The organism is Leptothrix sp. (in: b-proteobacteria), assembly GCF_965250675.1.
In the GTDB taxonomy this organism is placed as follows: Bacteria; Pseudomonadota; Gammaproteobacteria; order Burkholderiales; family Burkholderiaceae_C; genus Sphaerotilus.
On sequence record NZ_CBDFPH010000011.1, the window covers coordinates 365,962 to 385,735 of the forward strand.

The 19,774-nt window shown below is 65.9% G+C and carries 17 protein-coding genes and 1 tRNA gene; 5 read left to right on the plus strand and 13 right to left on the minus strand.

What is annotated here, in order from left to right; translation table 11 throughout:
• Nucleotides 1-40: 40 nt before the first annotated feature.
• From AC5IG3_RS16260 to cysS, 13 genes are all read right to left on the minus strand, one after another.
• Nucleotides 41-688 carry a phosphoribosylanthranilate isomerase gene (locus tag AC5IG3_RS16260; protein WP_491907332.1) on the minus strand — a complete coding sequence of 216 codons (648 nt, stop codon included), beginning with the start codon at nucleotides 686-688 and terminating at the stop codon, nucleotides 41-43.
• A 5-nt stretch (nucleotides 689-693) separates the two neighbouring features.
• Entirely contained in the window at nucleotides 694-1,500 is an 807-nt protein-coding gene (truA, locus tag AC5IG3_RS16265) for a tRNA pseudouridine(38-40) synthase TruA (RefSeq protein ID WP_491907333.1), read from the minus strand.
• Between the two features lie 70 nt (nucleotides 1,501-1,570).
• Nucleotides 1,571-4,159, minus strand: a complete 2,589-nt coding sequence (locus tag AC5IG3_RS16270) for a FimV/HubP family polar landmark protein (RefSeq protein WP_491907334.1) — start codon at nucleotides 4,157-4,159, stop codon at nucleotides 1,571-1,573.
• A 287-nt stretch (nucleotides 4,160-4,446) separates the two neighbouring features.
• Nucleotides 4,447-5,574, minus strand: a complete 1,128-nt coding sequence (gene asd, locus AC5IG3_RS16275) for an aspartate-semialdehyde dehydrogenase (RefSeq protein ID WP_491907335.1) — start codon at nucleotides 5,572-5,574, stop codon at nucleotides 4,447-4,449.
• Between the two features lie 99 nt (nucleotides 5,575-5,673).
• Complete coding sequence (gene leuB, locus AC5IG3_RS16280; RefSeq protein WP_491907336.1) at nucleotides 5,674-6,765, minus strand: 3-isopropylmalate dehydrogenase; 1,092 nt, start codon at nucleotides 6,763-6,765, stop codon at nucleotides 5,674-5,676.
• Nucleotides 6,766-6,799: 34 nt separating this feature from the next.
• Nucleotides 6,800-7,450 carry a 3-isopropylmalate dehydratase small subunit gene (leuD, locus tag AC5IG3_RS16285; RefSeq protein WP_491907337.1) on the minus strand — a complete coding sequence of 217 codons (651 nt, stop codon included), beginning with the start codon at nucleotides 7,448-7,450 and terminating at the stop codon, nucleotides 6,800-6,802.
• A gap of 14 nt (nucleotides 7,451-7,464) precedes the next feature.
• The gene (gene leuC, locus AC5IG3_RS16290; RefSeq protein ID WP_491907338.1) at nucleotides 7,465-8,877 is read right to left on the minus strand and encodes a 3-isopropylmalate dehydratase large subunit; all 1,413 of its coding nucleotides are present in this window, start codon (nucleotides 8,875-8,877) and stop codon (nucleotides 7,465-7,467) included.
• Nucleotides 8,878-8,967: 90 nt separating this feature from the next.
• Nucleotides 8,968-9,058, minus strand: a tRNA-Ser gene (locus tag AC5IG3_RS16295).
• A gap of 33 nt (nucleotides 9,059-9,091) precedes the next feature.
• A complete protein-coding gene (locus AC5IG3_RS16300) occupies nucleotides 9,092-10,360 on the minus strand; it encodes an aspartate kinase (protein WP_491907339.1) in 1,269 nt (422 codons plus the stop codon).
• Between the two features lie 55 nt (nucleotides 10,361-10,415).
• Nucleotides 10,416-11,759: a tRNA lysidine(34) synthetase TilS gene (gene tilS, locus AC5IG3_RS16305; protein ID WP_491907340.1), complete on the minus strand. Its 1,344-nt coding sequence runs from the start codon at nucleotides 11,757-11,759 to the stop codon at nucleotides 10,416-10,418.
• Nucleotides 11,760-11,826: 67 nt separating this feature from the next.
• Nucleotides 11,827-12,795, minus strand: a complete 969-nt coding sequence (locus AC5IG3_RS16310) for an acetyl-CoA carboxylase carboxyltransferase subunit alpha (protein WP_491907341.1) — start codon at nucleotides 12,793-12,795, stop codon at nucleotides 11,827-11,829.
• A 91-nt stretch (nucleotides 12,796-12,886) separates the two neighbouring features.
• A complete protein-coding gene (locus tag AC5IG3_RS16315; protein WP_491907342.1) occupies nucleotides 12,887-13,564 on the minus strand; it encodes a DNA-3-methyladenine glycosylase family protein in 678 nt (225 codons plus the stop codon).
• A 7-nt stretch (nucleotides 13,565-13,571) separates the two neighbouring features.
• The gene (gene cysS, locus AC5IG3_RS16320) at nucleotides 13,572-14,951 is read right to left on the minus strand and encodes a cysteine--tRNA ligase (RefSeq protein WP_491907343.1); all 1,380 of its coding nucleotides are present in this window, start codon (nucleotides 14,949-14,951) and stop codon (nucleotides 13,572-13,574) included.
• Nucleotides 14,952-15,176: 225 nt separating this feature from the next.
• On the opposite strand from cysS, the gene AC5IG3_RS16325 reads away from it, so the two are divergent.
• From AC5IG3_RS16325 to AC5IG3_RS16345, 5 genes are read left to right on the plus strand one after another with little or no spacing between them, the layout of a single operon-like run.
• The gene (locus AC5IG3_RS16325) at nucleotides 15,177-17,021 is read left to right on the plus strand and encodes a L,D-transpeptidase family protein (RefSeq protein ID WP_491907344.1); all 1,845 of its coding nucleotides are present in this window, start codon (nucleotides 15,177-15,179) and stop codon (nucleotides 17,019-17,021) included.
• Nucleotides 17,018-17,575 carry a peptidylprolyl isomerase gene (locus AC5IG3_RS16330; protein WP_491907345.1) on the plus strand — a complete coding sequence of 186 codons (558 nt, stop codon included), beginning with the start codon at nucleotides 17,018-17,020 and terminating at the stop codon, nucleotides 17,573-17,575. Before AC5IG3_RS16325 ends, AC5IG3_RS16330 begins: the two co-directional genes overlap by 4 nt.
• 2 nt (nucleotides 17,576-17,577) lie before the next feature.
• On the plus strand, nucleotides 17,578-18,084 hold the full coding sequence (locus tag AC5IG3_RS16335) for a peptidylprolyl isomerase (RefSeq protein WP_491907346.1): 507 nt from the start codon (nucleotides 17,578-17,580) through the stop codon (nucleotides 18,082-18,084).
• Nucleotides 18,081-18,929, plus strand: a complete 849-nt coding sequence (locus tag AC5IG3_RS16340) for a UDP-2,3-diacylglucosamine diphosphatase (RefSeq protein ID WP_491907347.1) — start codon at nucleotides 18,081-18,083, stop codon at nucleotides 18,927-18,929. Before AC5IG3_RS16335 ends, AC5IG3_RS16340 begins: the two co-directional genes overlap by 4 nt.
• Nucleotides 18,923-19,759: a M90 family metallopeptidase gene (locus AC5IG3_RS16345; RefSeq protein WP_491907348.1), complete on the plus strand. Its 837-nt coding sequence runs from the start codon at nucleotides 18,923-18,925 to the stop codon at nucleotides 19,757-19,759. Before AC5IG3_RS16340 ends, AC5IG3_RS16345 begins: the two co-directional genes overlap by 7 nt.
• The last annotated feature ends 15 nt before the right edge of the window (nucleotides 19,760-19,774 follow it).

The following is a 19,774-nucleotide window of genomic DNA, read 5'->3' on the forward strand; positions in this document are numbered from 1 at the left end:
GCAAGGCCTCTCGGCTGAGGAGGCCCGCAGGCCTCAAGACTCAATAAGCGCTGTCTGCGTCGGCGCGACGGGCGTCGGCTTCACGGACGGCTTCACAAAACTGGCGCATCAGCACGGCATCCTTGATGCCTTTGGCCGACTCCACACCAGAACTCACGTCAACGGCCCAGGGCCGGACGCGCAGCACGCCATCGATGACATTTGCAGGATTCAACCCACCAGACAAAACGACCGGACGGGGCACGCCTGAGGGAATGACAGACCAATCGAAAACCTTTCCGCCGCCACCATAGCCCTCGACATGGGCGTCGAGCAGCACAGCTTGGGCGCTAGAAAAACGCGTCGCAAAGTCTAGCAAATCGAAGCCCGGCGCCATGCGGGCCGCGCGCAGATAGGGCCGCGCCGCCGCCTCGCAGTCCGCCACGGTCTCATCGCCGTGAAACTGCAGCAGCAGGCCAGGAATGGCGTCGCAGGCGGCGCGCACTTCGTCGGGCGTGGCGTTGACGAACAGGCCCACCGGCATCACGAACGGCGGCAGCAAGGCCACCAGCGCACGGGCGCGCTCCAGGCTGACATGGCGTGCGCTGTGGGCGTAGAACACCAGGCCGATCGCATCGGCACCGGCGGCCACGGCATCGTCCACATCGGCCTCGCGGGTCAGGCCACAGATCTTGATTCTTGTGCGCATGGAATTCATTGTCGTGAGGCGCCCGGCAGCCAGTCGAGTGCAGGGACATGGGTGGGCAACGCGAAGGTAGCGTCGTACTGCGGCCCCATGAAGTAGAGGCCATCGGCCGAGAACGTCGGCGCGGCAAGCGCGCGCTGGCGCGACTTCAGCACGCCCAGCAGCCATTGCGAATCGCGCACACCCGAACCCACGGCGATCAGGCAACCCATCAGGTTGCGCACCATGTGATGCAGGAAGGCCGAGGCCTCGAACTCGAAGCGCCAGTACGCACCGTACCGGGCCACGCTGATTTCGCGCAAGTGCTTGACCGGCGAATGCGCCTGGCATTGCGAAGACCGGAAAGCCGAGAAGTCATGCTCGCCCAGCAGATGCTGCGCCGCAGCACGCATGGCCGCGCCATCCAGCGGCCGGAAAGTCCAGCCGACCAGACCGGCTTCGAGCGCCGGGCGTTGCGGTGCCTCCAGCAGGATGTAGGCGTAGCGGCGACCCACAGCCGAGAAGCGCGCGTGAAACTGCTCGGGCACAGGCTTGCACCACTGCACCGAAATATCAGCCGGCAGATAGGTGTTGGTGCCGCGCACCCAGGAAAAATCATCCCGGATGCGGTCAGTGTCGAGGTGCACGACCTGATTGATGCCGTGCACGCCGGCATCGGTGCGACCCGCACAGATCGTGCTGATCGGCACCGTGGCGAAGCGCGACAGCGCCACCTCCAACTTGTCCTGCACCGTGTCGCCCGAGGCCTGGCTTTGCCAGCCCCGGTAGGCACCGCCCCGATAGGCGATGCCGAGCGCGATTCGGTGCGCCGTCACGCGAGCAACTGGGCCGTGAAGACCGCAAACGGCGCGGCCGGCCTCACGGCCGGCCGCTGAACTCGCTCAATCACGAGAACTTGTCGAGCAAGGCCTGCGCACGGGCCTTGAGTGCGCCGTCCGCCTTCTGGACCACGTCCTGCAGCAGATCGCGCGCACCTTCGAAGTCACCGATCTGGTGGAACTCCTCCGCCAGTTCGAGCTTGCGGACCAGCGGATCCGTGCCGTCGTCCATGTCGCCGGCCTGGTCGAGCAGACTGTTGGCCGTCACGCCCGCAGGCGCAGGCGCCGACGGAGCATCCAGATCCAGCGAGATACCCCCCAGATCAATGCCGAAGCCGGTGATTTCAGGCGCGGGCGCCGTCGCAGCACCGCTGATGTCCGGCAGGTCCTTCAGCTCGAAGTCCATGCTGTTGCTGTTCGTGCCCAGGCCACCCCGTGCCGACACCGAACTCTCGTCAAACCCAAGCGGCGCGCTGCTGAAGGCGCTGGTGCCGGACATGGAGACGCTGTTGTCGAATGCGGCAGGCACGGACACGTCCAGATCGACATCGGCCGAACTGCCCGATGAGGGCATTTCATCGTTCAGATCGAGGTCAGGCATGCTGTGCTCGAAACGCGACGGCGAAGGCACGATGGACTGCGGCATCGTCGTCGCACCCAGCATTTCGCCCGCACCCGACTCCGACAACGGACCGCTCGGCTGGCCGCCGGGCTCATAAAGCGGGTTCTCCGGATCGATCGAGCGACCCAGTTCCTGCGCGTGCGACCACTCGTCGCCATGGCCACCGGTCAGGCCGTACAACTCACCGGCCAGCAACTCGAAGCCCTTGATGTCGCGGCGCTTGGCGTAGACCTCCAGCAGCTTGGAGCGAATCGCGAGCCGCTCGGGGTTGGCGCGCATCGCCTCCTTGAGGATTTCCTCGGCCTGCAGATCACGGCCGTAGGCCAGATACACGTCGGCTTCGGCCACGGGATCGACATCGCCGATGGCATCGATCTGACTGAGCGAGTAGCTCATCGACGACGGCGCACCCGAGGCATCACGCGTATCCACGCGCTGGCCGCCGCTGGCGCCAAAGAAGGAATCCGGCTGCAGACGGCTCTCCAGGAACGACGTCACGCCCGCTTCTTCCTGCTTCTTGCCACGCAGACGGTAATACCCGAGACCGGCCAACAGCGCCAACACCAAGCCGGCTCCGGGCAAGACCAGCGGATTGCTCGACAGGCTTTCCAGGAAGGACGGCTCTTCGGCATCGGCCATCGCCGGCGCCACGGCGCTGGCGGGCTGAGACGCTGCCGGTGCAGCAGCGACTGCAGAGGCCATCACCTCAGGAGCGGAAGCCGCCATGGCCTCGGAGGCAGCCGGTGCCTCGGCCGAAGCAGCGCTCACCACCGGTGCAGGTGCGGCGACCGAAGCTGCCACGGCAACAGGACTCGCTGCGAGCGCAGGCGCTGAGGCCACTGCAGCCACAGGGGCCGGCTTGACCGCCGGCATGGCGGTCACAGCGCTGGCCGCTGCACGGCCAACGGGCGCCGGGGCCGATGCAGCTTGCAGCTTCTTGAGCGCTTCCATGTTGCGCTGGATTTCGCTGGCGCGGGCACTCGACTCCTTGGCCGCACGTTCCTTGGCGATCACATCTTCAGCACTGGCAGCACCGCCCACGGCGCTGGATTTGCCCTTATCCAGACGCAGGCGATCCGGCGTCGGCGTCTGGGCCTGCTTGCGGTCTTCGACCTCGGCCTGCACCTTGCCAGCGGACACCCGTGGCGCTTCAGGCTCGCGGCGCTGTTCAGGCACGGCCCCCGCCAGACGGCGGCGGTAGGCGTTGAAATCGGCGCTCTGCGCCTGGATCAGCTGACGCGCTTCGCCCGAATCCACTGCAGCGAGTTGCTCGCTGGAAGGCACGTTCAGCACGACGCCCGCACGCAGACGATTCATGTTGTTGCCGACGAACGCCTGGGCGTTGCCGCGGTAGAGACCCGCCAGCATCTGGTCGAGCGAAACGCCTTGCGGCTGCATGCGCGAAGCAATGCTGGAGAGGGTGTCGCCACTCTTGACGCGGTACTCGGAGCCCTCGGTGGAAGCCCCCTTGGCCGGACGCTGCGTTGCCGGGCTCTCGGTTTTGCGGGTAACAGACTTGGCAGGCGCAGGCGCGACAGGGGCTGGTGCCACTACGGCAGGGGCTGGCGTCGGTGCTGGTGTAGGCGCAGGGGTCACGGCAGCCACCACCGGCGGCGTGGCCGAGGTGGCAGGCGTGCGCGCTGCAGCCGTTGCCGGCGGGTCGAACAGCAGCGTGTATTCACGCAGCAGACGGCCACTGGCCCAGGACATCTCGAGGATCACGTCGACGAAAGGCTCCTGCACGGGCCGATCGGCAGAGATGCTCAGGTAGGGCGAACCGTCCGCACGGCGCTGCAACACCACCCTGGTTTGCGGCAGCACAGGGTTGTAGTCGATACCGGCGATGCGGTAAGCATCGGCAGACGCCACGCGCACGCGCAGGTTGGCGGCCTCGTCAGCCGACAGACTGGTGACGTCAATCTCTGCCTTGAGGGCTTCTCCGAGCGCAGACTGAACGGTCAAACGACCCAGGCTCAGACCCCAAGCCGATGGCACCAGGCACAAGGTAGCTGCAGCTGCGGCAACGACCGCCATACGTTTAAGAGCGAGTTGCCCCACGTGTTTTGTCTGTGTTTTCAAGGCGACTCCCGAGCGACGGAATTCAGGCTATGCCATTCGTCCGCTGCCGTCAGATTTAGCAATAAAGAATCAAGCCGTATTCTCATGAATCACAACTCAAAAAAGCTGAAATCACAATAACATCAACAAGATACAAAGACAAGCTGATCCATCGCATCACGTTGCGGCGAGGACGGCAGCCTGAGAAGCCTGTCGCACAGTCCGTTGTCCGAGGACAACGGACTGCAGGTCAGCCCCGCTCGTCAAGCGTCGAGCAAAATACGCAGCATGCGACGCAACGGCTCGGCCGCACCCCAGAGCAGTTGGTCACCAATGGTGAATGCGCCCAGATACTCCGGACCCATGGCCATTTTGCGCAGACGGCCCACCGGAATCGTCAGCGTGCCAGTAACCGCCACGGGCGTGAGTTCACGAATGGTGGCTTCGCGGTTATTGGGAACCACCTTCACCCAGGGATTATCGGCAGCGATCATGGCCTCGATATCCGCCAGCGGCACATCCTTCTTGAGTTTGAAGGTCAGCGCCTGGCTGTGGCAGCGCATGGCACCCACGCGCACGCAGAAACCATCGACCGGCACGGCAGGCGCCGAAAAACCTTCGCCCTGGCCGAGAATCTTGTTGGTCTCGGCCATGCCTTTCCATTCTTCCTTGGACATGCCATTACCCAGATCCTTGTCGATCCAGGGAATCAGCGAGCCACCCAGCGGCACGCCGAAATTGGCGGTCTCGGCCTCGGTCAGCGAACGCTGCCTGGCGATGATCTGGCGGTCGATTTCCAGAATGGCGCTCTTGGGGTTATCGAGCAGGCCACGCACTTCGGCATTGAGCGTGCCGAACTGCGTCAGCAACTCGCGCATGTGCTGCGCGCCACCGCCTGAAGCGGCCTGGTAGGTCTGCGTGCTCATCCACTCGACCAGACCGGCCTTGTAGAGCGCACCCACGCCGATCAGCATGCAACTCACGGTGCAGTTGCCGCCCACCCAGTTCTTGCCGCCCTGGGCCAGCGCGTTCTTGATCACGGGCATGTTCACCGGATCAAGAATGATGACGGCGTCATCTTTCATGCGCAGCGTCGAGGCCGCGTCGATCCAGTGACCGTTCCAGCCGGCGGCGCGCAGCTTGGGGAACACCTCGCTGGTGTAGTCGCCGCCCTGGGCCGTGATGATGATTTCGCAACGCTTGAGGGCATCGATATCGAACGCATCCTGCAGCCGGGTTTCATTCTTGGCCATGGCCGGGGCGGCGCCGCCGGCGTTGCTGGTGCTGAAGAACACCGGCTCGATCAGGCCGAAATCGCCCTCTTGCTGCATGCGATCCATCAGGACGGATCCGACCATGCCGCGCCAACCAACCAAACCTACGAGTTTCATGTCTGCGCCTTTCTAGCGTGACTGTTCTGCTGCATCAAGACCCTCCCCGGCTCGTATCGCCGGGGGTGAAGGGGTCTGGGCGAGACGAGACGGAGCGGATCAGCTCTTGGTAATCGTTTTACCGGTAATCGCCGCAACCACGGCGTCACCCATCTCGCGCGTGCCCACCCGCTGCGTTCCCTCGGACCAGATGTCGGGCGTGCGCAAGCCCGCCGACAGCACAGCGCGAACCGCCGACTCGATGCGGTCGGCAGTTTCAGCTTGGTTGAGGGAGTAACGGAGCATCATGGCAGCAGACAAGATTGTAGCCAGCGGGTTGGCCACACCCTTGCCGGCGATGTCGGGCGCACTGCCGTGGCTCGGCTCGTACAGGCCCTTGTTCTGCGCGTTCAGCGAGGCCGAGGGCAGCATGCCGATCGAGCCGGTCAGCATGGCCGCCGCGTCCGACAGGATGTCGCCGAACATGTTGCCGGTGAACAGCACATCGAACTTCTTGGGCGCCTTGACCAGTTGCATGGCGGCGTTGTCGACGTACATGTGGTCCAGCTCGACGTCCGGGTACTGCAGGCCGATCTCGGTGACCACATCCTTCCAGAGCTGGAAGGTCTCCAGCACGTTGGCCTTGTCGACGCTGGTGACGCGCTTGTTGCGCAGGCGCGCGGCCTGGAAGGCGACGTGGGCGATGCGCTCGATCTCCGGGCGGCTGTAGCGCATGGTGTCGAACGCCTCTTCCGAGCCGGGGAAGTGCCCGTCGGTGGCGATGCGGCGGCCGCGCGGCTGGCCGAAGTAGATGTCGCCGGTCAGCTCGCGGATGATCAGGATGTCCAGGCCGGCCACCAGCTCGGGCTTCAGGCTCGATGCGTGCGTAAGCTGCTCGTAGCAAATGGCGGGGCGGAAGTTGGCGAACAGGCCCAGATGCTTGCGCAGACCCAGGATCGCCTGCTCGGGGCGCAGCGGGCGGTCGAGCTTGTCGTATTTCCAGTCGCCGACAGCACCGAACAGGATCGCGTCGGCGGCCTTGGCCAGGTTCAGCGTCGACTCGGGCAGCGGGTGGCCAGTCAGTTCGTAAGCTGCGCCGCCCACGGGCGCCTCTTCCATCTCGAACGAGAGGTCGAGCACCTTGAGCACCTTGACGGCCTCGGCGACGATTTCGGTACCGATGCCGTCACCCGGCAGGATTGCGATTTTCATGACGTGTACTTCAGCAATGGAGTGGAGTGCGGCCTCAGCCGACCAGACGGTGGTTGAGCCAGGGCTTGGTCGCCAGGCGCTCGGCCTCGTAGGCGCGGATCTTGTCGGCGTGACGCAGCGTCAGGCCGATGTCGTCGAAGCCGTTGAGCAGGCAGAACTTGCGGAAGGGCTGCACGTCGAACGGCAGTTCGGTGCCATCGGGCTTGATCACCACCTGGCGCGGCAGGTCGACCGTCAGCTGGTAGCCGACGAAGCCGAAGACCTCGTCGAACAGCTTGGCGACTTCATGCTCGGGCAGCGTGATCGGCAGGATGCCGTTCTTGAAGCAGTTGTTGAAGAAGATGTCGGCAAAGCTCGGCGCGATCAGCGCGCGGAAGCCGTACTGCTCCAGCGCCCACGGCGCGTGCTCGCGGCTGGAGCCGCAGCCGAAGTTCTGGCGCGCGATCAGGATCGAGGCGCCCTGATAACGCGGCTGGTTCAGCACGAAGTCCGGGTTGGCGCGGCGCGTGGCCGGGTCCTGGCCGGGTTCGCCCTGGTCGAGGTAGCGCCATTCATCGAACAGGTTGGGGCCGAAGCCCGCGCGCTTGATCGACTTCAGGAACTGCTTGGGAATGATGGCGTCGGTGTCGACGTTGTCGCGATCCATCGGGGCCACGAGGCCCTGGTGCACGGTGAACGGGTTCATGTCTCGGACTCCTCTCAGGCGATGCGGCGCACGTCGACGAAATGGCCGGCCATCGCGGCGGCGGCAGCCATCGCGGGGCTCAGCAGGTGGGTGCGGCCACCGGCGCCCTGGCGGCCTTCGAAGTTGCGGTTGCTGGTGGAGGCGCAACGCTCGCCCGGCTCCAGCCGGTCGGCGTTCATGGCCAGGCACATCGAGCAACCGGCCTCGCGCCACTCGAAACCGGCGGAGATGAAGATCTTGTCCAGCCCTTCGCGCTCGGCCTGCTCCTTGACCAGGCCGGAGCCCGGCACCACCAGCGCCAGCCGGACGTTGGACGCAATCTTGCCGCCCACGCGACGCACCACGGCGGCGGCTTCGCGCATGTCCTCGATGCGGCTGTTGGTGCACGAGCCGATGAAGACCTTGTCGATGCGGATGTCGCTGATCGCCTTGTTCGGCTCCAGGGCCATGTACTGCAGCGCGCGCTCGATGGCGCCGCGCTTGACGGCATCACGCTCCTTGTCCGGATCGGGCACTCGGTCGTCGATCGACAGCACCATTTCGGGCGAGGTGCCCCAGGTAACTTGCGGGCGGATCTGGCTGGCGTCGAGTTCGACGATGGCATCCCAATGGGCGTCTGCGTCCGACTGCAGGTCGCGCCAGTAGGCCACGGCCAGGTCCCACTCCACGCCGGTCGGCGTGTAGGGGCGACCCTTGACGTACTGGATGGTGGTGTCGTCCACCGCCACCAGGCCGGCGCGCGCGCCACCTTCGATGGCCATGTTGCAGACCGTCATGCGGCCTTCCATGCTGAGCGCGCGGATCGCACTGCCACCGAACTCGATGGTGTAGCCCGTGCCGCCGGCCGTGCCGATCTTGCCGATGATGGCCAGCACGATGTCCTTGGCGCCGACGCCCTTGGGGCATTGGCCGTCCACGCGGATCAGCATGTTCCTGGCCTTCTTGGCCAGCAGTGTCTGCGTGGCCAGCACGTGCTCGACTTCGCTGGTGCCGATGCCGTGCGCCAGCGCACCGAACGCGCCGTGCGTCGATGTGTGGCTGTCGCCGCAGACAACGGTCATGCCCGGCAGCGTTGCGCCCTGCTCAGGCCCGATGACATGAACAATGCCCTGGCGCTTGTCAGACATCTTGAACTGCGTGATGCCGTGGCGATCGCAGTTCTTGTCGAGCGTGTCGACCTGCAGGCGCGAGATCGGGTCGGCGATACCCTGGCTGCGGTCGGTGGTGGGCACGTTGTGGTCGCTCACCGCCAGATTGGCGCTCAGGCGCCAGACCTTGCGGTGCGCCAGATCAAGACCCTCGAAGGCCTGCGGGCTGGTCACCTCATGCACGAGGTGGCGGTCAATGTAGAGCACGGCCGTGCCGTCCTCCTCGGTATGGACGACATGGTCGTCCCAGAGCTTGTCGTAAAGCGTACGTCCGGACATGGCAACCCCACAAAAACAAAAACGGCGCGCCAGAAACGACAAAAGCCCTCGAACACCGGAATTCCGGGTTTCGAGGGCTTGTGTGCTGTCTGGCGGAGACGAAGGGATTCGAACCCTTGATGCGCTTTTGGCGCATACTCCCTTAGCAGGGGAGCACCTTCGGCCACTCGGTCACGTCTCCGAAGAGAAAAGAGTATAGCCTAAATTTACGGGATCAGGCCGCAGCTTGATCCAGATCGAAGGCTTTGTGCAGCGCGCGCACCGCCAACTCCATGTACTTCTCGTCGATCACGACCGAGGTCTTGATCTCGCTGGTGGTGATCATCTGGATATTGATGCCCTCTTCGCTCAGCGAGCGGAACATCGTGCTGGCCACGCCAGCGTGCGAGCGCATGCCGATGCCGACGATCGAGACCTTGCAGATCTTGGCGTCACCCACCACGTCGGCCGCGCCCAGGGCTGGCAGCACCTCGGCCTTGAGCAACTCGATCGTGCGGGCGTAGTCGTTACGGTGCACGGTGAACGAAAAGTCGGTCTTGCCGTCGTGCGAGACGTTCTGGATGATCACGTCCACATCGATGTTGGCGTCCGCCACCTTGCCCAGGATGCCGTAGGCGATGCCAGGCTTGTCGGGCACGCCCATGACGGTGATCTTGGCTTCGTCGCGGTTGAAGGCGATGCCCGAGACAACGGCTTGTTCCATTTTTTCGTCTTCCTCGAAAGTGATCAGGGTGCCGGACTTGGCTTCCTCATCGATATTGATATCCCAGGGCGTGAAGCTCGACAGCACGCGCAGCGGCACGCGGTACTTGCCGGCAAACTCGACCGAGCGGATCTGCAGCACCTTGGAGCCGAGCGACGCCATTTCCAGCATCTCCTCGAAGCTCACCGTGTGCAGGCGGCGCGCCTCGGGCACCACGCGCGGGTCGGTGGTGTAGACGCCGTCGACGTCGGTGTAGATCAGGCACTCGTCGGCCTTCATCGCAGCGGCCACGGCCACAGCAGACGTGTCCGAACCACCGCGACCGAGCGTCGTGATGTTGTTGTCGCTGTCCACGCCCTGGAAGCCAGTGATCACGACCACGCGGCCGGCGGCCAGATCGGCGCGCACGCGGACGTCGTCGATGCTCTCGATGCGCGCCTTGGTGTAGGACGAATCGGTCTTGATCGGCACCTGCCAGCCGGAGTAGCTCACGGCTTCCATGCCTTCGGCCTGCAGCGCCAGCGCCAGCAGACCCACCGAGACCTGCTCGCCGGTGCAGGCGATCATGTCCATCTCGCGCAGCACGGCAGGCGTGTAGGCGGAAGGTGCCAATTCCTTGGCCAGACCCAGGATGCGGTTGGTTTCACCGCTCATGGCAGACGGCACGACGACCATCTGATGGCCTGCGCGCGCCCATTTGGCGACACGCTTGGCGACATTGCGGATGCGCTCGGTCGAGCCCATCGACGTGCCGCCGTACTTGTGAACGATCAAGCCCATGGCTGTAGTGGCAGTAAGGTAAGTGGAGTCGCCCCAGGCGACAAAGCCCATGATTTTAACCGCTCAGTCGCGCCTCCCAACGCAAGCCCACTTGGGGCTGCCCCGGCGGCGCCCAGCAGCGCGCATCCACACCCAGTCCCGGCGCAAAGATCAGCACCTCGCCACGCCAGACCAGCGGCCCGGCGCGCAGCCATTGCGGCATGCCCACGGCCTGATATTGCTTCTTGAGTTGCCGCGGCAGACTCCTGGGTGCGAGTTGGAACTGCTCGCCACCCTGCCGCAGGCGCAGGCTCACGGCGCCCAGCCGATTGAAATCCAGCCCACGTTCAGACACCCATTCCACGATCAAGCGCCCGCCCCAGTCGGGCAACTCATGCGCGCCCGGGCTCAAATCCAGCTCGGAACGCTGCAGTGACGAGCAAGCTTGAAGCGCGGGCGGCAAACACACCAGGCGCTGCCGATAGACGCGCAACTCCGCGCCACCCGGCACCGCCCAGCGGCCCGATGGCGCATGCGCCAACTCATCGGCCAGACGGCAGATCAGGCTCGCTGGTGCCGGCTGCGACACGACCTCCTGCAGCCAATGCTTGAGCAGATTGCGCCGTCGCGGCAAGCTCAAGGCCAGCAGCGCGGCAACGGCCAAGTCCGACCCCAGCTCAGCCGCTGGCAAATCCAGCCGTGCCAGATCGGCCAGACATACCGCCGCATCCTGAGCGCGCCGGGCCGCATCAACAAGACGCTCGGGCGCATCCGCAAACGCCTGCTGCAGCGTAGGCATCACCTGCAGACGCAGGCGGTTGCGGGCGTGGCGCGGGTCGGTGTTGCTGTCGTCGTCGACGTAGGCCAGGCCGTGCGCCCGCACATGCGCTTCGATCTGCGTGCGCGGCAGCGCGAGCCAAGGCCGTGACCAAAGCAGGCCGTCGCGAAAGGCCTGATCCGGCATGGCCGACAGGCCCGCCGCACCCGCGCCGCGCAAAGCCTGCAGCAGAAAGGTTTCGGCCTGATCGTCACGGTGGTGCGCCAGCAGCACCCGGCGCGCGGCAGCCGCCTGAGCCATGCGGGTGAGCGCGGCGTAACGCGCATGGCGCGCCTGGGCCTCCAGACTCAGGCCGCGCTGATGCTGCAAGCCCAGCCGCGCCACCTCCAGCCGCAGCGGCCAGCCCTGCGCGCGCCAGGTCCGGCATTGCGCCTCAAGGTGTTCGACCCAGCCATCGGCCTGCGTACTCAGGCCATGATGCACGTGCAGCGCCAGCACCTCGAAGCCTGCGGTGGCTGCCAGTCGCGCCGTCACATGCAGCAAAGCCATCGAGTCACGCCCGCCGCTGCAGGCCACCGCCACCACGTCGCCGGACGCCAGATCAGCGCAGGCGCGCTGCGCGGCGTGTTCGAGAGAGTCCATCAGGCATTGCCTCGTCAATGCAAAACGGCCGCAAGAGCGGCCGTTGGCGGGTGTCACTCCAGAGATCTCAGCTCTTGGTGTCAGTAAAGCGGCCATAGCCGCGCAGGCGCTCATAGCGGTGGTTGAGCAACTCGCGCGGCTTCAGGTCGATGATCTGACGCAACGAGTCGTTCAGCGCCCGCTTCAGGTAAGCGGCCATCTGCTTGGTGTCGCGGTGCGCGCCACCGACCGGCTCGTTGATGATCTTGTCGACCAGCCCCAGCGCCTTGAGGCGGTGTGCGGTGATGCCGAGGGCCTCGGCCGCATCGCTGGCGCGCTCGGAGGTCTTCCACAGGATGGAAGCACAGCCCTCGGGCGAGATCACCGAGTAGACCGAGAACTGCAGCATCAGCACCTGATCAGCCACGCTGATGGCCAGCGCGCCGCCGGAGCCGCCCTCACCGATGATGGTGGTGATGATGGGCACTTCCAACTGCGCCATCTCGAAGATATTGCGGCCGATGGCTTCGGACTGGCCACGCTCTTCGGCACCGATGCCGGGGTAGGCGCCCGGTGTGTCGACGAAGGTGAACACCGGCAGGCCGAACTTCTCGGCCAGCTTCATCAGGCGCAGCGCCTTGCGGTAGCCCTCGGGGCGCGCCATGCCGAAGTTGCGCGCGGCGCGCTCCTTGGTGTCGCGGCCCTTCTGGTGGCCCAGCACCATGCAGGCGCGGCCGTTGAAGCGCGCCAGACCGCCAACGATCGACTGGTCATCGGCGAACGCGCGGTCGCCGTGCAGTTCCTCGAAGTCAGTAAAGATCTCGTTGACGTAGTCCAGCGTGTACGGCCGCTGCGGATGACGCGCAATCTGCGTCACCTGCCAGGGCGTCAGGCTGGAATAGATGTCCTTGGCGAGCTGCAGGCTCTTCTTGGACAGGCGGTCGATCTCCTCGGAGATGTCGACTGCCGATTCGTTCTGCACATAGCGCAGTTCCTCGATCTTGGTTTCAAGCTCAGCAATCGGCTGCTCGAATTCGAGGAAGTGTTTTTTGCTCATGAAGCCGGGTCCTCCAGAGAAGACGTCATCAAAGTGACGCGCAGTGTAGAACAGCCCTGCGCGCTGGAAATCGTCGCTTTCACCAACTGCCTCAGTAGACCACCGGCAGCGGCTCCAGGCTACGCCAGATATACCAGGTGGCGACCGAGCGGAAAGGCGCCCAGCCTTCGCCGAGTTCGCGCGCCTCGGCCCGCGAGACCGGCTCGCCGCTGAAATAGTTTCGGCTGATGCCCTTGAGCAGGCCGACGTCGTCGAGCGGCAGCACGTTGGGGCGCATCAGGTGGAACATCAGGAACATCTCGGCCGTCCAGCGGCCGATGCCGCGAATGGCGACCAGTTCCTCGATGATGGCCTCGTCGTCCATGCCCAGCCAGTCGGCCTCGTGGACGCTACCCTGCTCGAAGTGCAGCGCCAGATCGCGCACGTATTCGACCTTGCGGGTCGACAGGCCGGCGGCACGCATCTGCTCGATGTCCAGGGCAAGCACGGCGCCCGGCACCAGCGGGTCATCGCCCTCGGAGGCCAGCGCCGTGAAGCGCTTCCACACCGCCTGCGCCGCCTTGACCGAGATCTGCTGGCCAACCACCGAGCGCACCAGCGTGTTGAAGGCGCTGCCGCGGCTCTCGAGCCGGGCCTGGCCGAACTGCGGAATGAGCTTGTTCATGACCCGGTCGCGCCTGGACAGGTGCTTGCAGGCCTCATCCCAATAGTCGGGCGTCACGAAGGTCGGTGCAGGCGCGGCCAGCCCGGAGCTTACATCTGTCGTCATGCGGGGCTCACGCCTTGACCCAGGTGGTGCCCTGCGGCGTGTCCTTCAGGACGATGCCCTGCTCGGCCAGCACGCGACGGATGCGGTCGGCCTCGGCAAAGTCGCGGGCCTGCTTGGCGGTGTTGCGGGCGTCGATCTGGGCCTGGATGGCAGCCTCGTCAGACGCACCACCGCCCTGCAGGAACTGGCGTGGCGCCTGCTGCAGCACGCCCAGCACGCCACCCAACTGCTTGAGCAGCAGCGCGGTGGCGGGACTCTTGTCGCGGTTGACTTCAGCGGCCAGGTCGAACAGCACCGAGACGGCTATCGGCGTGTTGAAGTCATCGTCCATCGCGGCCTTGAAGCGCTGCGCGGCAGGGTGATTCCAGTCCACTGCTGCGTCGCGGGCATCGACGGCCACACCATCCAGCGCGGTGTAGAGCCGGCGCACGGCGTTGCGCGCGTCGTCCAGGCCGGCATCGCTGAAGTTGAACGGGCTGCGGTAGTGCACGCGCAGCATGAAGAAGCGCATGGTCTCGCCGTCGTAGCTCTTGAGCACGTCGCGGATGGTGAAGAAGTTGCCCAGCGACTTGGACATCTTCTCGTTGTCGACGTTCAGGAAACCGTTGTGGATCCAGGTCCTGGCAAACGGCACGCCGTGCGCGCCCTCGCTCTGCGCGATCTCGTTCTCGTGGTGCGGAAACTGCAAATCGAGCCCGCCGCCGTGGATGTCGAAGGTCTCGCCCAGCAGCGCGCAACTCATGGCTGAGCACTCGATGTGCCAGCCCGGCCGGCCCGGGCCGAACGGCGAGTCGTACTTGGCGTCGGCCGGCTCGTCGGGCTTGGCGGCTTTCCAGAGCACGAAGTCGAGCGGGTCGTCCTTGCCTTCGGCCACCGCGACACGCTCACCGGCGCGCAACTGGTCGAGCGACTTGCCAGAGAGCTTGCCGTAGCCGTCGAACTTGCGCACGGCGTAGTTCATGTCGCCGCTGCTGCCGCGGTAGGCCAGGCCCTTGTCCTGCAGCTGGCCGATCATGCTCAGCATCTGCGGCACGTAGTCGGTGGCGCGCGGCTCGTGCGTGGGCCGCTCAATGCCGAGTGCGCCGATGTCCTGGTGCATGGCTGTGATCATCTCGTCAGTCAGCTGCCGGATCGTGATGTTGCGCTCCAGCGCGCGGCGGATGATCTTGTCGTCGATGTCGGTGATGTTGCGCACGTAGGTGACCGCATAGCCGCTGGCGCGCAACCAGCGGTACACCACGTCAAACGACATCATCATGCGAGCATGGCCGACATGACAGAGGTCATAGATCGTCATGCCGCAGACATACATGCGAACCTTGCCGGGTTCGATCGACTGGAAGTTCTCCAGCTTGCGGGTCAGGCTGTTGTGGATACGCAGCGTCATCTTCAGGGGGGAGCTTGCTGCCGCCAGCCCGGCTCCGCACTTGCATGACAAGTGGGTGCGCGACGCCAGCGGCCACGAATGGGAAACATGAATCGGGGGCGGGTCGCGTCGAGGCATCGACCTACAATCAAATCAGTATAGCGTCGCACTTTTGGCGCGAAGTCCTGCGTCAGCCCCGAAACCCCACCCGCCAGAATGACGTCTCTCGACCGACAGTTACGCTCTGTGGACGTCGTCCCCCAGGTGCGCAGACTCGGCGTGGTGCTGTGGTTGGTGGCCTTGCAGCTGATCTGGTTGATCGGCACGCACGGTGCGCTGGAGGCGCAGGCTGCACCGGCAGAATGGCCGCCGATGCAGGCCACGGCTGTGGCGTCAATCGCCACGGCACGCACGCTGGCTGACGAAGGCCGCATCGATGAAGCGCAGGCGCTGCTGCAGGCGCTGGCACAGCAATATCCGCAGCGCCCGGAGCCGCATATTGACCTGGCCGCGCTGGCGGCGCGCCAACAGCAGCCCGCACAAGCCCGCGCCCATCTGGAAGCCGCCCTGCAGACCAGTCCCGCACACGCCCAAGCCTATGAGGCCTTGCAGATGCTCAACGCCCGACTCGCCCAACGCGCCTATGCCCAGGCCCTGCAGCCGGGCACCGATCAGCCTGTGCCGGAACTCGCATTGCCGTGGGCAACGGTGCAGGCGGCTTCGGCCACCTCCGCACCCATGCCGGCATCAGCCGCTTCGACCGCCTCGGCTGCCAACATCCCTAAAGCGATCACGGCACCCACCAGCACGACACCATGGCTTTACGCCGGCGTACTGGCCCTGCTGCTGAGCCTGTTGGCCGGCGGTGTCTGGGCTGCACGCAAGACGACGGCGCAACCCGCCAGCGCTTCTACCGCACAAGTGGACCAGGACACGCAGCCGCACTTCTTTCCCTCGACCCAGCAGGGCGCACCCGCCAGTGCAGCGGCTGCGACACCTGCAGCGGGCGCACCGGAGGCCGAGCTGATCGAGGTCTACAAGCTGATCGGCTCCGGCGCACTACCGCAGGCGCTGCAGCGCGCCGAGGCGCTGGCGCAGGCCCAGCCGCGCTTCCAGCTTGCGCAACTCACCTACGGCGACCTGCTGCTGGCGCAGAACGGCGCCCTGCCCGCCTGGGGCGGCGGCCACGACAGCCCTGCTTACGTCGCGCTGCGCCAGGAGGCCACCCAGAGACTTCACGCACTGCGCGATCAGCCCGCGCCCGACACGGTGCCGCAGCAGGTACTGCAACTGGGCGGCTCGGCCCGACATGTGGTGGCGGTCGATGCGTCGCGCTCGCGGCTGTACGTGCTGGAGCATCAGGGCGGCCAGTTGCGCCTGGTGGCCAGCCACTATGCCGCCATCGGCAGTTTGGGCGTGGGCAAGCAGCAGGAAGGAGACATGCGCACACCGCTGGGCGTGTACTACATCACCAGCAGGCTGGAGGCGCGCCAGCTGGGCGATTTCTACGGCGCGGGCGCCCTGCCGCTCAATTACCCCAACGACCACGACCGCCACCTGGGCCGCACCGGCGCCAACATCTGGCTGCACGGCACGCCCAGCGCGCAGTACGCGCGCTCACCGCGCTCGACCAACGGCTGCATCGTTCTGCCCAACGCCGACCTGAGCCGCTGGCTGAAGGAGCTGGCACCGCGCCACACGCCGGTCATCATTGCCATGCAGCTCCACTGGGTGTCGCCCCGCGCCCAGACCGCCGAGCGGCAGGCGGCCCAGGCCGCGCTGGAGCGCTGGCGGCAGGCACGCGGGCAGAGCGACATCAAGCGCCTGATGGCGCTGTACGCGCAGCATTTCGACAACGGCGAGTTCGGCCTCGACGCCTGGCGCAGCCGCCTGCTGCAGGAGATGCATGCCGGCGAGCGTGATCGCCAGCTCGAAGACCTGAGCCTGCTGACCTGGCACGAACGCAGCGACCTGATGGTCGCCACCTTCACCGAAGTGCCGCGCGGCGCGCGCGAAGGCATCCCGCGCCGCCAGTACTGGACGCGCGCGAGTGGACAATGGAAGATTTTCTCGGAAGGAGTCCTCGAATGACATTCACCACCCTGGCTCGCGGCGCGGCTGCTCTCACCCTCGGGCTGGCCCTGGCAGGCGCCGCTCAGGCGCAGAAGGTGCGCCTGGCCACGTCGATGGGCGACATCGTCGTGCAACTTGACGAAGCCAAGGCGCCCAAGACGGTTGCCAACTTCGTGCAGTACGTCAAGGACGGCCACTACGACGGCACCATCTTTCACCGCGTGATGGGTAATTTCATGATCCAGGGCGGTGGCATGCTGCCCAGCATGGAGGAAAAGCCAACCCGCGCGCCGATTCCGCTGGAGAGCCGCAACGGCCTGTCCAACCTGCGCGGCGCCATCGCGATGGCACGCACCAACGCGCCCAATTCGGCCACCGCACAATTCTTCATCAACGTCGTTGACAACCCCAACCTTGACAGCGGCGGAGGCGGCTACGCCGTCTTCGGCCGGGTCGTCGAAGGCATGGGCGTGGTCGACAAGATCCGCGCCGTGCCCACCCGCAATGCCGGCCAGCACCAGAACGTGCCGGCCGAACCCGTTCTCATCAAGACAGCCTCACTGGAGAAATGACCATGGCAAACCCCCAAATCGATCTGCAAACCACCGCTGGCGTGATCCGCCTGGAACTCGACGCTGACAAGGCCCCGCTGTCGGCGGCCAACTTCGTCAACTACGTCAAGGCCGGCCACTATGACGGCACGGTGTTCCACCGCGTCATCAAGGGCTTCATGATTCAGGGCGGCGGCATGACGGCCGACATGAAGCAAAAGTCCACCGGCGCCGAGATCAAGAACGAAGCCAACAACGGCCTGAAGAACAACAAGTACACCGTGGCGATGGCGCGCACCAACGCACCGCACTCGGCCACGGCGCAGTTCTTCATCAACGCGACCGACAACGACTTCCTGAACTTCCGTTCCGAGTCCGCGCAGGGTTGGGGCTACGCCGTTTTCGGCCGTGTGGTGGCTGGCACCGAGGTGGTCGACCAGATCGAGAAGGCCAAGACCAGCCGCAGCGGCGGTCATGACGACGTGCCGGTCGAGGCCATCGTGATCACCCGCGCCGTTCTGGTCGAGTGATCCCGCCAGACCTCGCGCTGCACGCCGGGTCGCCCGCCGGAGCCCACGCTCCGGTGTGGCAGATTCCAGCGGGCTGGTCGGCGGTGGACATGGTCTCGGACCTGCACCTCGGTGCCGAAACCCCTGCCACGCTGGCCTGCTTCGCCGCCTACCTGCAGCGCACCACGGCCGACGCCTTGCTGCTGCTGGGCGATGTGTTCGAGGTCTGGGTCGGCGACGACACCCTGGCCGAGCCCGACAGCTTCGAGGCGCACTGCGCAACGCTACTGCGTACGGCTGCCACGCAACGCACGCTGGCCCTCATGGTCGGCAACCGCGACTTCCTGTTCGGCACCGCCGCGCTGCACGCCTGCGGCCTGCGCGCGCTACCCGACCCCACCCTGATCACCGGCTGGAACCAGCGCCTGCTGCTCGCCCACGGCGACGCCTGGTGCCTGGACGACCAGCCCTATCAAACCTTCCGCCAGCAGGTGCGCAGCCCCGCCTGGCAACAAGCCTTTCTGGCCCAGCCCTTGGCCGAGCGCCGCGCCATCGCCCGCCACCTGCGCGCCGAGAGCCAGCGCCGCAAGACCACCCAGGGCTTCGAGGGCTATGGCGACCTCGACCCGGGCGCCATGGCCCAAGCGCTGCAACAGGCTGGCGCCACCACGCTGATCCACGGCCACACCCACCGCCCCACCACCGAGGCGCTGGCGGACGGACGCGAGCGCTGGGTGCTGTCCGACTGGCATTGCGAGGACGACGGCGAAGCCACCCCGCGCCGCGCCCAGGTGCTGCGCTGGACAGCCGCCGGCCTGACGCGGCTGGACGTCACACCGGACGGCAGCCTCAGCCCGGCATGCTGAACCGCAGCTGGCTGGGCCGCTGGTGGCAGCGCCGTCGTGAGGCGCGCGTCGAGCGCCTGCTGGTGCAGCGCGCTATTCCGGACGAACTCTGGCTCGACACACTCGCCGCCTACCCTTTCCTGAAACGCCGCCCGCTCGCCGACCTGCAGCGCCTGCGTGAATTGACCACGCTCTTTCTGGCACGCAAGGAATTCAGCACAGCGGGTGGACTGGTGCTGACCGACGCCATCGCCGTGGCCATTGCAGCTCAGGCCTGCGTGCCGGTGCTGTGCCTGGAAGATGGCGTGGAACAGGGGCTGGCCTGGTACGACGGCTTTGTCGGCATCGTGCTGCAGCCCGACGAAGTGCAGGTGCAGCGCAGCTGGCAGGACGAGGACGGCATCGTCCACAGCGGCGAAGAGCATCTGGCCGGCGAAGCCATGGCCGGCGGGCCGGTGATGCTGTCGTGGCGCGACGTCGAAATGGGACAGACACCCGATGAATCAGCGCTCGGCTACAACGTCGTGATCCACGAATTTGCCCACGTCATCGACATGCGCGACGGCGACGCCACCGGCATGCCACCGCTGCCCAGCCGGGCTGCGCAAACCCACTGGCGCGAAGTGATGGACGCAGAGTTCGACCGCCTGTGCGCCGCGCTCGACGCCGGTGAAGACACCTGGCTCGACCCCTATGCCGCTCAAGGCCCGGAAGAGCTGTTCGCCGTCGCCAGCGAAGCCTTCTTTGTCGCGCCGCACGAATTCCGGCAGGCGCATCCGGCGCTCTATGACTTGCTGCGCGGCTTTTACGGCCAGGATCCGGTACGGTATGCCTCAAACCACCGCGCCTGAAAAACATCGGGGCCC

Bases quoted from the DNA above. Each gene is read 5' to 3' on its own strand.
- tilS (WP_491907340.1), bottom strand. From the start codon at position 11,759: ATGGACTCTCTCGAACACGCCGCGCAGCGCGCCTGCGCTGATCTGGCG.
- cysS (WP_491907343.1), bottom strand. From the start codon at position 14,951: ATGACGCTGCGTATCCACAACAGCCTGACCCGCAAGCTGGAGAACTTC.
- AC5IG3_RS16270 (WP_491907334.1), bottom strand. From the start codon at position 4,159: ATGGCGGTCGTTGCCGCAGCTGCAGCTACCTTGTGCCTGGTGCCATCG.
- AC5IG3_RS16315 (WP_491907342.1), bottom strand. From the start codon at position 13,564: ATGACGACAGATGTAAGCTCCGGGCTGGCCGCGCCTGCACCGACCTTC.
- AC5IG3_RS16260 (WP_491907332.1), bottom strand. From the start codon at position 688: ATGCGCACAAGAATCAAGATCTGTGGCCTGACCCGCGAGGCCGATGTG.
- AC5IG3_RS16330 (WP_491907345.1), top strand. From the start codon at position 17,018: ATGACATTCACCACCCTGGCTCGCGGCGCGGCTGCTCTCACCCTCGGG.
- AC5IG3_RS16335 (WP_491907346.1), top strand. From the start codon at position 17,578: ATGGCAAACCCCCAAATCGATCTGCAAACCACCGCTGGCGTGATCCGC.
- leuC (WP_491907338.1), bottom strand. From the start codon at position 8,877: ATGTCCGGACGTACGCTTTACGACAAGCTCTGGGACGACCATGTCGTC.
- AC5IG3_RS16300 (WP_491907339.1), bottom strand. From the start codon at position 10,360: ATGGGCTTGATCGTTCACAAGTACGGCGGCACGTCGATGGGCTCGACC.
- AC5IG3_RS16345 (WP_491907348.1), top strand. From the start codon at position 18,923: ATGCTGAACCGCAGCTGGCTGGGCCGCTGGTGGCAGCGCCGTCGTGAG.
- leuB (WP_491907336.1), bottom strand. From the start codon at position 6,765: ATGAAAATCGCAATCCTGCCGGGTGACGGCATCGGTACCGAAATCGTC.
- asd (WP_491907335.1), bottom strand. From the start codon at position 5,574: ATGAAACTCGTAGGTTTGGTTGGTTGGCGCGGCATGGTCGGATCCGTC.
- leuD (WP_491907337.1), bottom strand. From the start codon at position 7,450: ATGAACCCGTTCACCGTGCACCAGGGCCTCGTGGCCCCGATGGATCGC.
- AC5IG3_RS16310 (WP_491907341.1), bottom strand. From the start codon at position 12,795: ATGAGCAAAAAACACTTCCTCGAATTCGAGCAGCCGATTGCTGAGCTT.